The organism is Streptomyces sp. NPDC021622 (genome assembly GCF_040640795.1).
Taxonomy (GTDB): Bacteria; Actinomycetota; Actinomycetes; order Streptomycetales; family Streptomycetaceae; genus Streptomyces.
The window spans coordinates 166036-179786 of record NZ_JBFACK010000006.1; the positions used below are offsets into that span (position 1 = coordinate 166036).

General features: G+C 70.1%; 15 protein-coding genes and 1 tRNA gene. 15 read left to right on the forward strand and 1 reads right to left on the reverse strand.

All coding sequences use genetic code 11. From position 1 onward, the window contains the following. Nucleotides 1–41: 41 nt before the first annotated feature. From AB0G47_RS14000 to AB0G47_RS14065, 14 genes are all read left to right on the forward strand, one after another. Nucleotides 42–431 (forward strand): NADH-quinone oxidoreductase subunit A, encoded by a 390-nt coding sequence (locus AB0G47_RS14000; protein ID WP_266863289.1) that lies wholly within the window; start codon nucleotides 42–44, stop codon nucleotides 429–431. Next, nucleotides 422–1042 carry an NADH-quinone oxidoreductase subunit B family protein gene (locus AB0G47_RS14005; protein ID WP_360768408.1) on the forward strand — a complete coding sequence of 207 codons (621 nt, stop codon included), beginning with the start codon at nucleotides 422–424 and terminating at the stop codon, nucleotides 1040–1042. The genes AB0G47_RS14000 and AB0G47_RS14005 overlap by 10 nt, the downstream gene beginning before the upstream one ends. After that, on the forward strand, nucleotides 1039–2598 hold the full coding sequence (locus tag AB0G47_RS14010) for an NADH-quinone oxidoreductase subunit C (RefSeq protein WP_360768410.1): 1560 nt from the start codon (nucleotides 1039–1041) through the stop codon (nucleotides 2596–2598). Before AB0G47_RS14005 ends, AB0G47_RS14010 begins: the two co-directional genes overlap by 4 nt. After that, nucleotides 2595–3563: a complex I subunit 1 family protein gene (locus tag AB0G47_RS14015; protein WP_360768413.1), complete on the forward strand. Its 969-nt coding sequence runs from the start codon at nucleotides 2595–2597 to the stop codon at nucleotides 3561–3563. The genes AB0G47_RS14010 and AB0G47_RS14015 overlap by 4 nt, the downstream gene beginning before the upstream one ends. Beyond that, nucleotides 3563–4123 carry an NADH-quinone oxidoreductase subunit I gene (locus AB0G47_RS14020; RefSeq protein WP_360768416.1) on the forward strand — a complete coding sequence of 187 codons (561 nt, stop codon included), beginning with the start codon at nucleotides 3563–3565 and terminating at the stop codon, nucleotides 4121–4123. The genes AB0G47_RS14015 and AB0G47_RS14020 overlap by 1 nt, the downstream gene beginning before the upstream one ends. Beyond that, a complete protein-coding gene (locus AB0G47_RS14025) occupies nucleotides 4120–4764 on the forward strand; it encodes an NADH-quinone oxidoreductase subunit J (protein ID WP_360768419.1) in 645 nt (214 codons plus the stop codon). The genes AB0G47_RS14020 and AB0G47_RS14025 overlap by 4 nt, the downstream gene beginning before the upstream one ends. Next, complete coding sequence (nuoK, locus tag AB0G47_RS14030) at nucleotides 4764–5168, forward strand: NADH-quinone oxidoreductase subunit NuoK (protein WP_266863279.1); 405 nt, start codon at nucleotides 4764–4766, stop codon at nucleotides 5166–5168. The genes AB0G47_RS14025 and nuoK overlap by 1 nt, the downstream gene beginning before the upstream one ends. Further along, nucleotides 5165–7159 carry an NADH-quinone oxidoreductase subunit L gene (locus tag AB0G47_RS14035; protein WP_360768422.1) on the forward strand — a complete coding sequence of 665 codons (1995 nt, stop codon included), beginning with the start codon at nucleotides 5165–5167 and terminating at the stop codon, nucleotides 7157–7159. The genes nuoK and AB0G47_RS14035 overlap by 4 nt, the downstream gene beginning before the upstream one ends. A gap of 6 nt (nucleotides 7160–7165) precedes the next feature. Then, nucleotides 7166–8755 carry an NADH-quinone oxidoreductase subunit M gene (locus tag AB0G47_RS14040; RefSeq protein ID WP_360768424.1) on the forward strand — a complete coding sequence of 530 codons (1590 nt, stop codon included), beginning with the start codon at nucleotides 7166–7168 and terminating at the stop codon, nucleotides 8753–8755. Continuing rightward, entirely contained in the window at nucleotides 8752–10290 is a 1539-nt protein-coding gene (locus tag AB0G47_RS14045; protein WP_360768427.1) for an NADH-quinone oxidoreductase subunit N, read from the forward strand. Before AB0G47_RS14040 ends, AB0G47_RS14045 begins: the two co-directional genes overlap by 4 nt. Before the next feature lie 174 nt (nucleotides 10291–10464). Next, nucleotides 10465–11328, forward strand: coding sequence for a zinc metalloprotease HtpX (gene htpX, locus AB0G47_RS14050; protein WP_360768429.1), 864 nt, complete (start codon nucleotides 10465–10467; stop codon nucleotides 11326–11328). After that, nucleotides 11325–11717 carry a YccF domain-containing protein gene (locus AB0G47_RS14055; RefSeq protein WP_360768432.1) on the forward strand — a complete coding sequence of 131 codons (393 nt, stop codon included), beginning with the start codon at nucleotides 11325–11327 and terminating at the stop codon, nucleotides 11715–11717. Before htpX ends, AB0G47_RS14055 begins: the two co-directional genes overlap by 4 nt. A gap of 65 nt (nucleotides 11718–11782) precedes the next feature. Then, the gene (locus AB0G47_RS14060) at nucleotides 11783–12313 is read left to right on the forward strand and encodes an SMI1/KNR4 family protein (RefSeq protein WP_360768434.1); all 531 of its coding nucleotides are present in this window, start codon (nucleotides 11783–11785) and stop codon (nucleotides 12311–12313) included. Nucleotides 12314–12403: 90 nt separating this feature from the next. Then, the gene (locus AB0G47_RS14065; protein ID WP_266863265.1) at nucleotides 12404–12670 is read left to right on the forward strand and encodes a GlsB/YeaQ/YmgE family stress response membrane protein; all 267 of its coding nucleotides are present in this window, start codon (nucleotides 12404–12406) and stop codon (nucleotides 12668–12670) included. A gap of 84 nt (nucleotides 12671–12754) precedes the next feature. On the opposite strand, the gene AB0G47_RS14070 is transcribed toward AB0G47_RS14065, so the two are convergent. Then, nucleotides 12755–13243, reverse strand: a complete 489-nt coding sequence (locus AB0G47_RS14070; RefSeq protein WP_055564526.1) for a YajQ family cyclic di-GMP-binding protein — start codon at nucleotides 13241–13243, stop codon at nucleotides 12755–12757. A 197-nt stretch (nucleotides 13244–13440) separates the two neighbouring features. Between AB0G47_RS14070 and AB0G47_RS14075 the strand changes: the two genes are divergently transcribed. After that, nucleotides 13441–13522, forward strand: a tRNA-Tyr gene (locus AB0G47_RS14075). The last annotated feature ends 229 nt before the right edge of the window (nucleotides 13523–13751 follow it).

The window sequence follows — 13751 nt, forward strand, 5'->3', positions numbered from 1 at the left end:
TCAGAGGCGGTCGGGGACTGTCGGGGAGTGAAGGGGCTGACGTGCACGTGACGAACGTCGCGGCGAGCTACTACCAGTCGTACTCCGTCGTCGGACTGCTCGCCGTCGTGGGCGTGCTGTTCGTCGCCGTCGCCTTCGGCGCGGGGCGGCTGCTGCGGCCCGTCGTGCCGACCCCGGAGAAACTCCTGACGTACGAGTGCGGCGTCGACCCGGTCGGCGAGGGCTGGGCCCACACCCAGGTCCGCTACTACGTCTACGCGTTCCTCTACGTCATCTTCGCCGTCGACTCGATCTTCCTCTTTCCGTGGGCGACGGTCTTCGCCGCGCCCGGCTACGGTGCCACGACGCTGGTGGAGATGTTCATCTTCCTCGGCTTCCTGACCGTGGGTCTGCTGTACGCATACAAGAAGGGCGTCCTGACGTGGACGTGACCCCCTCGGAGCCTGTGCTGCTCCCCGAGCCGAAGAAGCTGGGCGTGCTCTCGCGCCTGGCCCCCGAGCCGATGAAGGTGGTCCTCAACTGGGGCCGCCGGTACTCCCTCTGGGTCTTCAACTTCGGCCTCGCCTGCTGCGCCATCGAATTCATCGCCGCGTCCATGGCGCGCCACGACTTCATCAGGCTCGGCGTCATCCCCTTCGCGCCGGGCCCGCGCCAGGCCGACCTGATGGTCGTGTCCGGCACGGTCACGGACAAGATGGCCCCCGCCGTGAAGCGCCTGTACGAGCAGATGCCCGAGCCGAAGTACGTGATCTCCTTCGGCGCCTGCTCCAACTGCGGCGGCCCCTACTGGGACTCGTACTCCGTCACCAAGGGCGTCGACCAGATCATCCCGGTCGACGTGTACGTCCCCGGATGCCCGCCCCGGCCGGAAGCGCTCCTCCAGGGGATCCTCAAGCTCCAGGAGAAGATCGCGCGGGAGTCGCTGGGGGAGCGGTACGGGGGCGGTGCGCGGCCTTCGGCGGCGGCGCTGCAGAGCGGTCTGGTGAAGCCGCCTTCTGCTTCTCCTTCTGCTCCTGCTGCCTCGGGGGAGGAAAAGGCATGACCGGCTGGCTGCCGAGCCCCGTGGAGGAGCTCTTCGGCGCGGAGGCGACGGCCGACGAGTCGTACGACCTCCTGACGGTGGACGTCCCGCCCACCACCTGGATCGCGGCGCTGGAAACCGCGCGCACGACCCTGACCTGCACGTACTTCGACTGGCTGAGCGCGGTCGACGAACCGGGCACGGGCTTCCTCGTCTCTGCGCACGTCGTCGCCCTCTCTCCGGTACGCCGTCTCCTCATCCGTACGACCGTTCCGCACGACGCCCCGGTCCTGCCGACGGCGGTCGACGTCTACGCGGGCGCGGCCTGGCACGAGCGCGAGACGCACGAGATGTTCGGCATCGCCTTCGAAGGCCACCCGAACCTGGTGCCGCTGCTCCTCCCCGAGACCTTCGAAGGCCACCCCCTGCGCAAGGACTTCGTGCTCGCTGCCCGTGTCGCGAAGGCCTGGCCGGGCGCCAAGGAGCCGGGGGAGTCGGAGCACGGCGGCCCCAAGCGCCGCCAGATGCTGCCCCCCGGTGTACCGGACCCGAACGAATGGGGCCCGCTGAAGGGCCAACTCCCCGCGGCCCCGGCCCGCCCGGCCCGCGGCGCGGCCCGCGCGGCAGGCGACCGCCCGGCCCGCCGCACCCGCACGGCGGGCGAGGGCTCGGCAAGCCAGTCCGGGACAACGGAGCAGCCCACCCCACGCCGGTCCCGCAGCGTGAGCCAGGGCTCGGCATCACAGCGACCGCCGGCGGAGGCTGCGCCTGCGGCACCGGGAACACCGCCTGCGCCGGGGCCTGAGGTGCCTGCGGCGGCGAAGCCTGAGGGCGAAGCGAAGGCGCCGACGAAGCCGGAAGCCGAGGTGACCGCGCAGACGAAGCCCGAAGCGGAGCCGACCGCGCCGGCGAAGCCGGGAGCCGAGGTGACCGCGCCGGTGAAGCCAGAAGTGGAGTCGACCGCGCCGGCGAAGCCCGAAGCCGAGGCGAAGCCCGCGGCGGCGCCCCCGTCCGGCTCCGACGCCCCGTGGCACAAGGCGCGCCCGGCGTTCGACGACACGGACCGGCCGAAGCCGGCAACACCGGAAGCGAAGGCGGCCCCCAAGGCGGAGCCGTCGCCCCCGGCTGAGCAGAAGCCCACGCCGGAGGCCGAGCCGACATCGGAGCAGACGCCGGCACCCGAGCAGGCACCTGCGGTCGAGCCGACGCCCCAGCCTGAGTCGACGCCCGGGCCAGCGCCCGCAGTCGAGCCAACGCCTGAGCCCGAGCCGACGCCCAAGGCGGCGCCGACACGTGCGCCCGAGGCGGAGCCGACTGCCGAGGCCGAGCCGACGCCTGAGCCTGAGCAGACGCCCGCACCCGGGCCGGCACCCGAGTCCGAGCAGACGCCCGTAGCCGAGTCCGAGCCGACGCCCGCACCCGAGTCGAAGCAGACGCCCCCGCCCGGACCGGCACTCGCGCCGGCGGCCGACGTGGATCAGGCACCCGCGCCGGCACCCGCACCCGAGCCCACCGCCGCCCCCGACCCCACCCCCACCGAAACCCCCGAAGACGACCGCCCAGGAGGCACGGAGTGAACGACGCTCTCGACGTTGCCCTGCGGCTTGTCATCGTCTTCGCCGTATTCATGGTCCTGCCCCTGGTCATCGGCCAGACCGAGCACAAGGTGATGGCCCACATGCAGGGCCGCCTCGGCCCCATGTACGCGGGCGGCTTCCACGGCTGGGCCCAGCTCGTCGCCGACGGAGTCAAGTTCGCGCAGAAGGAAGACGTCGTACCGGCCGACGCCGACCGCCGCATCTTCCAGCTCGCCCCCGCCGTCGCCCTGCTGCCCTACCTCCTCGTCCTCGTCGCCATCCCCATCGGCCCGAGCGAAGGCGCCGTCGGCGAACTCGTCGACGCCGGCATCTTCTTCGTCCTCGCGGTCATGGGCATCGGCGTACTCGGCTCGCTCATGGCCGGCTGGGCCAGCGCCAACAAGTTCTCCCTCCTCGGCGGCCTGCGCACCGCCGCCCAGCTCCTCGCGTACGAACTCCCGATGCTGCTCGCCGCGGCCTCGGTCGCGATGGCGGCCGGGACGGTGTCACTCCCCGGCATCCTCAACGCCTTCGAGTGGTGGTGGCTGCCCTGGCAGATCGTCGGCGCCCTCGTCTTCTTCATCGCGGGCCTCGCCGAACTCCAGCGCCCGCCCTTCGACATGCCGGTCGCCGACTCGGAGATCATCTTCGGCGCCTACACGGAGTACACGGGCCTCCGCTTCGCCCTCTTCCTCCTCGCCGAGTACGCCGGAATCGTCGTCCTCTGCGGCCTCACCACCGTCCTCTTCCTCGGCGGCTGGCACGGCCCCTGGGGCGCCGACGGCCTCGGCTGGGTCTGGACCCTCCTGAAGACGGCGGTACTCGCCTTCCTCGTGATCTGGCTACGCGTCAGTTACCCCCGTCTCCGCGAGGACCAGCTCCAGAAGCTCTCCTGGACCCTCCTCGTCCCGCTCGCCCTCGCGCAGATCGCGCTCACCGGAATCGTGAAGGTGGCGATCAACTAATGCCTCCGATCCCTGGCAGCGGCCTGGCCAAGGGCCTCGCCGTCACCCTCCGCACGATGACGAAGAAGACCGTCACCCAGCAGTACCCGGAGCACCAGCCCGAACTACCGCCCCGCACCCGAGGCGTCATCGGGCTCTTCGAGGAGAACTGCACGGTCTGCATGCTGTGCGCCCGCGAGTGCCCCGACTGGTGCATCTACATCGACTCCCACAAGGAGACGGTCCCGCCGGCCGTCGAGGGCGGCCGCGAGCGCAGCCGCAACGTCCTCGACCGCTTCGCCATCGACTTCTCCCTCTGCATGTACTGCGGCATCTGCATCGAGGTCTGCCCCTTCGACGCCCTGTTCTGGTCCCCGGAGTTCGAGTACGCCGAGACCGACATCCACGAACTCACCCACGAGCGCGACAAGCTCCGCGACTGGATGTGGACCGTGCCGGCCCCGCCCGCCCTGGACCCCGCGGCCGAGGAACCCAAGGAGATCGCCACCGCCCGCAAGGCGGCGGAGAAGCTCGCCGCGGCGCAACAGGCCGAGGCACCCGGACCGGAGGGAGACGCGTGACCCTCACAACAGCCTCCGAAGCGGCGGCCAAGGCCGCCGAGAGCCAGGGCTTCCTCTCCCCGACGGGAGTGGAGGTCGCGTTCCTCCTGGTCGGTCTTGTCACCCTCGGCTCGGCGATCGTCACCGTCACCACCAAGCAGCTGGTGCACGCCGCCCTGTGGCTGGTGGCCACGCTCGGCGGCCTGGCCGTCGAGTACCTCCTGCTCACCGCCGAGTTCATCGCCTGGGTGCAGGTACTGATCTACGTCGGTTCCGTCGTCGTCCTCCTCCTGTTCGGACTGATGCTCACCCGGGCTCCCATCGGCCGCTCCCCGGACGCCGATTCGGGCAACCGCCCGGTCGCGCTCGCAGTGGCCGTCCTCGCGGCCGCCGCCCTGGTCTGGGTCGTCGTCGACGCCTTCCGTACGACCTGGATCGACCTCGACCGCGCCGCGGCCGAAGCCCAGGGCTCCACCGCCGTGACCGGAAAGTTCCTCTTCCAGCACTGGGTACTGCCCTTCGAGGCCCTCTCGGTCCTGCTCCTCGCCGCCCTGGTCGGCGCGATCGTCCTCTCCCGCAGGAACGCCCGCATGACCCGGCTGACCAACACCCCCGGCGACACCCGCACGAACGGTGCCCCCAGCGACAAGGAGCAGCGCTGATGCACCTCGCCTATCCCGCCGTCCTGGCCGTCCTCCTCTTCTGCGTAGGCCTCTACGGAGTACTCGCCCGCCGCAACGCGATCCTGGTCCTGATGTCCGTTGAGCTGATGCTCAACGCCGTCAACCTCAACCTGGTGGCCTTCGACGTCTGGCTGCGCGACGCCCTCCACTCCGGCCAGGCCCTGACCCTCTTCACCATCGCCATCGCCGCCGCCGAGATCGGCATCGGCCTCGCGATCGTCCTCGCCGTCTACCGCAACCGCGGCTCCTCCGCCGTCGACGACCTCCGCGACACCGCCGAGGGCCCCGAAGACCCCGAAGACGATGCCGAGGGCGCGGCCACCGAAGAGCCCGCCCCGGCAGAGAAGTCGCAGAAGTCGCAGAAGGCTGAGGCCACCGCGTGACCACGACCACCCTCGCCGTACTCGTCCCCTTCCTGCCGTTCCTCGGCGCGGCCGCCGGCCTGCTCCTCGGCCGCACGATCCCGGGACTCGTACGCCCCCTCGCGGTGCTGCCCACGCTGGCCGCGCTCGTCCTCGCCGTCCTGGTCGCCGTCCGGCACGGCGGCGGCGCCGACATCGATTCCGCCACCGAGCTCACCCCGACCGGCTCGGTCCCCATCGAACTCGCCCTGCACATCGACGGCTTCGCCGCCCTGGTCGCCGTCCTGGTCGGCGTCGTCGCCTCCTGCGTGCAGATCTACTCGACGGGCTACCTGCGCGACGACCCGCGCTACCCCTCGTACGCCGCTCTCGTCTCCCTCTTCACCTCCGCGATGCTGCTCGTCGTCTACTCCGGCGACCTGATGGTGCTCCTGGTCGGCTGGGAGATCATGGGCATCTGCTCGTACTTCCTCGTCGGCCACTACTGGGAGACGCCCGAAGCCCGCGCCGCCTCCCTCAAGGCCTTCCTGGTCACCAAGCTCGGCGACGTCCCCTTCCTGATCGGCCTGTTCGCACTGGCCGTCGACGCGGGCTCCTTCCGCATCACGACCGTCCTCGCGACGGTCGCGGACGGCGGCCTCGACCACCCCACGCTCATCGCCCTGCTGCTCCTCGCGGGCGTGGCCGGCAAGTCCGCGCAGTTCCCGCTGCACACCTGGCTGCCCGACGCGATGGCGGGCCCCACGCCCGTCTCCGCGCTCATCCACGCCGCGACGATGGTCGCCGCCGGTGTCTACTTCGTGGCCCGTCTCCTCCCGGTCTTCGCCGCGTCATCGGCGGCCCTGGTCGTCCTCGCCGTGATGGCCGCCGTCACGATGGCCGGCTCGGCCCTCGCCGCGCTCGCCCAGGACGACATCAAGCGCGTCCTCGCGTACTCGACGATCGGCCAGCTCGGCTATCTGACCGGCGCCCTCGCCGTCGGCGAACGCGGTGCCGCCGTCTTCCACCTCCTGTCGCACGGCGCCTTCAAGGCGCTCCTCTTCCTCGGCGCGGGCGTGATCATCCACGCCGCCGGCACCAACTCCCTCGCCGCGATGTCCCGGATGAAGGGCCTGCGCGACCGTGTCCCCGACGCCTTCTGGACGATGACCGTGGCGCTCTTCGCGCTCGCCGCGATCCCGCCGTTCAGCGGCTTCTTCTCCAAGGAAGCCGTCCTGGGCGCCGCCGAGCACGCGGCCACCGGCCACTCCGAGACCGCGCCCACCGCGGCGGGCTGGATCGTCCTCGTCGCCGGTCTGCTGACCGCCCTCCTCACCGCCGCCTACGCGACGCGCCTGTGGCTCCTCGCCTTCAACGGCAAGGGAGCCGAAGCCCCGGACCACGGCAGGCAGCCCGTCACGATGACCGCCGTGCTCTGGGTGCTCGCCGTCCCCTCACTCGCCTTCGGCCTCACCGTCGGCGTCCTGCCGGACTGGTTCGACGGTCACGAGCTCACCCCGACACTCACCACCTCCGTCCTCGGCACGGGACTCGCCCTCGTCGGCGGTCTCGTCACGTACGGCGCGTGGCGCCACACCACGGCGCTCGCCGCCCGCGTCCCGATGGGCGCGGTCGCCGCCGACGCGAAGGCCGACGGCGGGCTCGTAGAGGCGGAGGCCATCGCCACACACGCCCCCGCGTACGGAGACGTGGCCGCAGCCCACGACCCGGCGGACCCGGGCCGCCTCCTGCTCGGCCCGCTGCACCGCCACGCCGCAGTCGGTTTCCACCTCGACGCCGTCTACACCGCCCTGTTCGTGCGCCCCGTCCAGGCGGCAGCGAGCCTCGTGCGGTTCCTCGACCGCGAGGTCGTCGACACGTACGTACGCGGCGCGGGCACCGCACCCCGCTGGCTCGGCACGGCCGTCCGCCGCGCCCAGACCGGCAATGTGCAGACCTACCTGAGCGCGCTGCTCGCAGGCACCGTCGTCCTGGCTGTCGCCGCCGTCCTCGTCGCCACCGTCGGAGCGTGAGCAGCCGTGATCGATATCAGCGAATCCGTGATGCAGTTCCTTCTCGCATTGATCGTCGTCGGCCCGCTCATCGGCGCCGTCGCCGCCCTCCTGCCGGCCCCGCCCGGACTGAAGGGGAAGTCGCCCGACCAGGCCGTGCTCCGCCACGGCGTGACCGTGACCGGCGCGATCCTCATCGCCGCGATCGTCCTGGCGCTCGGCTTCGACCACGACCACCCATCGAAGATGCAGGCCACGACCGATATCAGCTGGATCCCCGCACTCGACGTGCGCATCCACCTCGGCATCGACGGCATCTCGCTCCCCCTTCTGGTCCTGACCGCGCTGCTGACCTTCCTCTGCGCGCTGTACTCCTACTTCAAAATGCCGACTGGGCCGTCCCCCAAGGCATTTGTGGCACTGATCCTCGTGCTCGAGTCCGGCACCCTCGCGACCTTCGCCGTCCTCGATCTGCTGCTGTTCTTCCTGGCGTTCGAGATGGTGCTCATCCCGATGTACTTCCTCATCGCCCGCTGGGGCGGTGAGCAACGGGTCCAAGCCGCTTGGAAGTTCATCCTCTTCACGCTGCTCGGCTCCGTCGTGATGCTGCTCGGTCTCCTCCTCATCGGCCTGAATTCCGGCACATTCGACATGGTGGCACTCGCCACTGACAACGGCCGCGGGCTGACAACATCCGTGCAGGTCATCGCAGTTCTGGCGATCGGGATCGGGCTCGCGGTCAAGACGCCGATGTGGCCGCTGCACAGCTGGCTGCCGGACGCGCACACCGCCGCGCCCACCGTCGGCTCGGTCCTGCTGGCCGGCGTGCTGCTGAAGATGGGCACGTACGGGTTCGTCCGCATCCTGCTGCCCATCACGCCCGACGGGATGAGCACCTTCGCGCCGTATCTCGCGGCCTTCGCGGTCGTCGGGATCATTTACGGATCGCTTGCCTGCCTCGCGCTCGCCAAGCAGGGCGCGAAGGGCGACCTCAAGCGCCTCATCGCGTACTCGTCCGTGGGCCACATGGGCTTCGTGCTCCTCGGCATCTCGACGATGAGCCCGACCGGCGTGAACGGCGCGCTGTTCGCCAACATCGCGCACGGCCTCATCACCGGCCTGCTGTTCTTCCTCGTCGGCGCGCTCAAGGACCGCACCGGCACCAGCGACCTCGACACCCTCGCGCAGGAGTCGGGCGCCGCGCTCTACGGCAAGGCCCCCCGCCTCGGCGGCCTGGTCGCCTTCGGTGCGGTCGCCTCGCTCGGCCTTCCGGGCCTCGCCGGGTTCTGGGGCGAAATGCTCGCCCTGTTCGGCGCGTTCAAGCCCGCCGACGACCTCAGCCGCCCGGCCTTCCTCACGTTCATGGCGATCGCCGCCTTCGGCACCCTGCTCACCGCCGCGTACATGCTCATCGTCGTACGCCGCGTCTGCATGGGCCCGATGCCGCAGGGCGCCGCCGCGACCGAATCCCCGGCGCTCGCCGACGTCCAGGGCTATGAGTTCGCCGCCTGGACCCCGCTCGTCGCCCTCACCGTCCTCGCCGGACTCTGGCCCGCCGCGCTGCTCGGCCTCACCGACCCGGCCGTGCAGCAGCTCCTCGCAGGAGGCAAGTCGTGACCGTGGCCGCCGAAAGCGCCGCCAGTGTCGTCCAGTCCGTCGACTGGCTGGCGATCGCCCCGCCCACCATCGCGGCGGTCGTCGGTCTCCTCGTGCTCGTCGCCGACCTCTTCGTGGGCGACAACAAGAAGGCGCTGCTCGGCTGGATCTCCGTGGCGGGACTCGCCGCGGCCGCACTGTCGCTCCTCCCGATCCTGAACGACGACCGGTCGACCTTCTGCCTGACCGGCGGCGCGGACGCCTGCAGCTACACCGCCGACCGCTTCACGCTCGTCATCCAGCTCCTCGTCCTGGGCGGCGCCCTGCTGGCCGCGCTCCTGTCGATGACCGCCCTCAAGGACGCGAACGGCACCAAGAGGGAACTCCCCGAAGGGGAGTTCTGGTTCCTGCTGCTGTCCTCGGCAGCGGGCGCCGCGCTGCTGCCCGCCTCCCGCGACCTCGCGACCCTCGTCGTCGCCCTGGAGGTCGCCTCGCTGCCCGCGTTCGCGCTCGTCGGCCTCAGGCACGGCGACAAGCGGTCCTCCGAAGCGGCCCTGAAGTTCTTCCTCTCCTCGGTCGCCGCGACCGCCGTGACGCTGATGGGCGTCAGCTTCGTGTACGCCGCGACCGGCACCCTGCACCTCACCGAGATCGCCACCGAACTCCGCACCGTGGACGGGCAACTGGACACGCTCGCCCAGACCGGCGTCGCCCTCACCCTCGTCGGCTTCGCCTTCAAGGTGGCGGCCGTGCCCTTCCACTTCTGGGTACCCGACACCTACGTAGGCGCCCCCTTGCCGGTGGCGGCCTACCTCTCCGTGGTCGGCAAGGCGGTCGGCTTCACCGGCCTGATCCTCGTCACCGTCGTCGCCTTCCCCTCGTACGCGGACGTGTGGGGCCCGGCGCTCGCCGTGCTCGCCGCGCTCACCATGACCGCGGGCAACGTAGCGGCGCTGCGGCAGCAGGCCACGCGCGCGTACAGCGCGGTCCGGCTGCTCGCCTGGTCCTCGGTCGGCCAGGCCGGCTACCTCCTGGTGCCGATCGCCGCCGCCGGATACGCGGACAACCCCGCGGAGGCCGAGAAGGCCATCGGCTCCACCGTCGCGTACGCCCTGATGTACGCGGCCGTGAACCTCGGAGCCTTCGCCGTGGCCGCGCTCGTCGGCCGCACGCAGCGCCTGAACCGCGTCAGCGACTACCGGGGCCTGTACGCCAGGAGTCCGCTGTCCGCCCTGGTGCTCGGCTTCTTCCTGCTCTGCCTCGCGGGCCTGCCGCCGGGCATCATCGGCCTCTTCGCGAAGGTCACCGTCTTCTCGGCGGCGGTCGACGCGGGCCTCGGCTGGCTCGCCGTGGTGATGGCCGTGAACGTGGTGATCGCGCTCTTCTACTACCTCCAGTGGACCGCGCTGCTGTTCCGCGCCCCCGTGGGCGAGCTGGTGAAGCACCGCGTGCCCGCCCCGCTGACGGCGGCCATCGCCCTGACCGCGGTCCTCGGCGTCGCCCTCTCCGGAGCGCCGCAACTCGTCCTGAGGTTCGCGGACACCGGCCTCTTCTGACGGCCCCTTTCCGCAAGGCCGCTCGGGGCCTCACCCGAGCGGCCCACACCGCTCCTGCGCGCACAAGGGAACTAGTGCTCCCCGCCTGGCGTTGACCAGTACGGGAGGGTCCACTGAAGAGTGGAAGCACCAGTAGGCAGAGGGTTCCCCCACGCACCACCAGGAGGGCGTACCGTGCACCGCCGGCACAACGGGCTGAAGACCGCCGTACTCCTCGGGGGACTGTCCGCTCTCATCCTCGTCATCGGCAGTTTCTTCGGACGTACGGGCCTGATCGTCGCGCTCTTCGTGGCGCTCGGCACCAACGCGTACGCGTACTGGAACAGCGACAAGCTCGCCCTGCGTGCCATGCGCGCGCGCCCGGTGAGCGAATTCGAGGCGCCCGAGCTGTACCGCATGGTCCGCGAGCTCTCCACCCAGGCACGCCAGCCCATGCCCCGCCTCTACATCTCACCGACCGAGGCCCCCAACGCCTTCGCGACGGGCCGCAATCCGCGCAACGCCGCGGTCTGCTGCACCGAAGGAATCCTGCGGCTCCTGGACGAGCGCGAGCTCCGGGGCGTCATCGGCCACGAGCTCAGCCACGTCTACAACCGGGACATCCTGATCTCGTCCGTAGCGGGCGCGCTCGCCTCGGTGATCATGTTCCTGGTCAACTTCGCCTGGCTGATCCCCATCGGCCGCTCGAACGACAACGAGGGCCCCGGAATCTTCGGCATGCTCCTGATCATGCTCCTCGGACCGCTCGCCGCCTCCGTCATCCAACTCGCGATCAGCCGCTCCAGGGAGTACGAGGCCGACGCGTCCGGCGCGCAACTCACGGGGGACCCACTGGCACTCGCAAGTGCCTTGCGTAAGCTCGACGTGGGCACAAAGCAGCTTCCGCTGCCTCCTGAGCCCCGCCTCGAGACGGCAAGTCACATGATGATTGCGAATCCTTTCCGTCCCGGGCAGGGCATGTCCAAGATGTTCTCCACGCATCCGCCGATGGCGGAGCGCATCGCCCGGCTCGAGCAGATGGCAGGTCGCCAGCAGTGAAGACAATCCTCAACGTCATTTGGCTCGTCCTGTGCGGGTTCTGGATGTTCCTCGGTTATCTGGTGGCGGGGTTGCTCCTGTGCATCACGATCATCGGTATCCCGTTCGGCCTCGCCAGCTTCCGGATCGGCCGCTATGCCCTGTGGCCCTTCGGCTACACGACAGTTGAGCGCCGCGACGCGGGCGCGCCGTCCTGCGTCGGCAACGTCCTGTGGCTGATCCTGGCGGGCTGGTGGCTCGCCATCGGCCACATCGTCACCGGATTCCTCCTCTGCGTCACGATCATCGGCATCCCGCTCGGTGTCGCCAACTTCAAGCTCATCCCGGTGTCGTTGATGCCGCTGGGCCGCGAAATCGTGCGCACGGACCAGCCGTTCGCCTCGCGCTAGAGCCGACTGCCGCCTCGGCGGCCACGCGGAGCTCGATTGTCAGTGCCGTGGTCCACCATGAACGCATGACGGACATCGAGGAGTTGCTGGCCCGCGTCGCCGCCGAGGCACGGACCACCCGGCCCTGGGGCTGGGACACGCTGCCTGCTCCCGCGAGCGCGAGCACCCTGGCCGGGGCGGAGGCCGCCCTCGGCTTTGCCGTCCCGCCGCTGCTCGCCGCCCTCTACACCCGGATAGGCGACGGCGGATTCGGCCCGGAGTACGGCCTGTTGCCCCTGCTCGACGGCAATTCCTCCGGAGGCGAGCCCTCCGTCGTCGAGAAGTACGCCGGGATGCGCAGCTCCGACTGGGGCTGGCCCGAGGGCGTCCTTCCGATATCCCACTGGGGCTGCGGGATGTACGCCTGCGTGGACTGCCGCGGAGAGTCCGCCCAGGTCCTGCTCTTCGAACCGAACGGCGGCGACCCGGACCACGTCTGGTTCCTCGACTCCCCGAGCCTCGCCGACTGGCTGACCACCTGGCTCGACGGCACCGGCTGGTACGAGGAGGACAACGACGACCTGGACCTTCCCCCCTGTGTCGTACACCGCACCTAATCGATCACCGCAACCGCGCCACTCCGCAGTGACGTCCTTCAGGACAACAGCGCACAAAAGCTCACCGCGCGAGAAAGGCCGGGTCACTGCATGGGCATCATCAGCTGGATCGTTCTGGGGCTGCTGGCCGGCGCCGCCGCCAAACTGCTGCTCCCCGGCCGCGACCCGGGCGGCTTCATCGGCACGACCGTCATCGGCATCGCGGGCGCCTTCATCGGCGGCTGGATCTCCGCCCGCTACCTCGACCGCCCGATCACCAACCACTTCTACGACGGCGCCACCTGGGCGGCGGCCATCGGCGGCTCCCTCGTCCTGCTCGTCGGCTACCGCATCCTCTTCGGCCACTCACGCCGCTGAGACGCCGTTGCCCCGATCTGCGGCCAGCAGCAAGGGCGGGCACCCGGCCCGGGTGCCCGCCCTCCGTAGTCGTACGACCGTGAACTACCGGTAGTTGACGAACTGCACCGCGAAGTCGAAGTCCTGCCCCTTGAGCAGCGCCTGCACGGCCTGCAGGTCGTCCCGGCTCTTCGAGCTGACTCGCAGCTCGTCGCCCTGGACCTGCGCCTTGACGCCCTTGGGGCCCTCATCGCGGATGATCTTGGCGACCTTCTTGGCGTTCTCCTGGGAGATGCCCTCCTCGATCGAGGCGAAGATCTTGTACTCCTTGCCGGACAGCTGCGGCTCGCCCGCGTCCAGCGACTTCAGCGAGATGCCACGCTTGATCAGCTTGGACTGGAAGATGTCGAGGATCGCCTTGACCCGCTCCTCGCCGTTCGCCTCCATCAGGATCTTCTCGCCGGACCAGGCGATCGATGCGCCCGTGCCCTTGAAGTCGTAGCGCTGCGAGATCTCCTTGGCGGCCTGGTTGAGGGCGTTGTCGACCTCCTGCCGCTCGACCTTCGAGACGATGTCGAAACTGGAGTCGGCCATGTCCTGTGGCTCCTTGTATCGGGGTCTGCGTACTCAGCTGGTGCACGGCCGTCGGTCCCTGGCCGCACCCGCAAAGCCTAGCCACCGCCCCCGCTCCGGGCGCTGATCAATCGGGTGGCGAAGCACCCCTACCCATCAGGTATGGTTTACGTCGTTGCCACGGAGCGCCGCGCAAGCGGAACAGGGGCAGCAAACATGGCGGTGTGCCCGAGCGGCCAAAGGGAGCAGACTGTAAATCTGCCGGCTCAGCCTTCCCAGGTTCGAATCCTGGCGCCGCCACACTTGGGAAACCCCCAGCATCAAGATGCTGGGGGTTTTTCGTGCCCGCTTCGAGGGAGCCCCGCCGTCGGCCAGCCCTTCCGGGCTGGCGTCCGTGCCCTGGAGACCTCGGGCCGACATGTACCAAAGGGCAATTTCCCGCGCCTCCCTCAACCACTAGCGTCGTTGTGCGCCATCCCGTCCTCGCGGCTCATCGGGCGGAAGGCGCACCAGTCATGCGACTCAAGTG

Coding starts and splice junctions, on each gene's coding strand:
- AB0G47_RS14070 (WP_055564526.1), bottom strand. CDS start 13,243: ATGGCCGACTCCAGTTTCGACATCGTCTCGAAGGTCGAGCGGCAGGAG.
- nuoK (WP_266863279.1), top strand. CDS start 4,764: ATGCACCTCGCCTATCCCGCCGTCCTGGCCGTCCTCCTCTTCTGCGTA.
- AB0G47_RS14020 (WP_360768416.1), top strand. CDS start 3,563: ATGCCTCCGATCCCTGGCAGCGGCCTGGCCAAGGGCCTCGCCGTCACC.
- AB0G47_RS14065 (WP_266863265.1), top strand. CDS start 12,404: ATGGGCATCATCAGCTGGATCGTTCTGGGGCTGCTGGCCGGCGCCGCC.
- AB0G47_RS14010 (WP_360768410.1), top strand. CDS start 1,039: ATGACCGGCTGGCTGCCGAGCCCCGTGGAGGAGCTCTTCGGCGCGGAG.
- AB0G47_RS14060 (WP_360768434.1), top strand. CDS start 11,783: ATGACGGACATCGAGGAGTTGCTGGCCCGCGTCGCCGCCGAGGCACGG.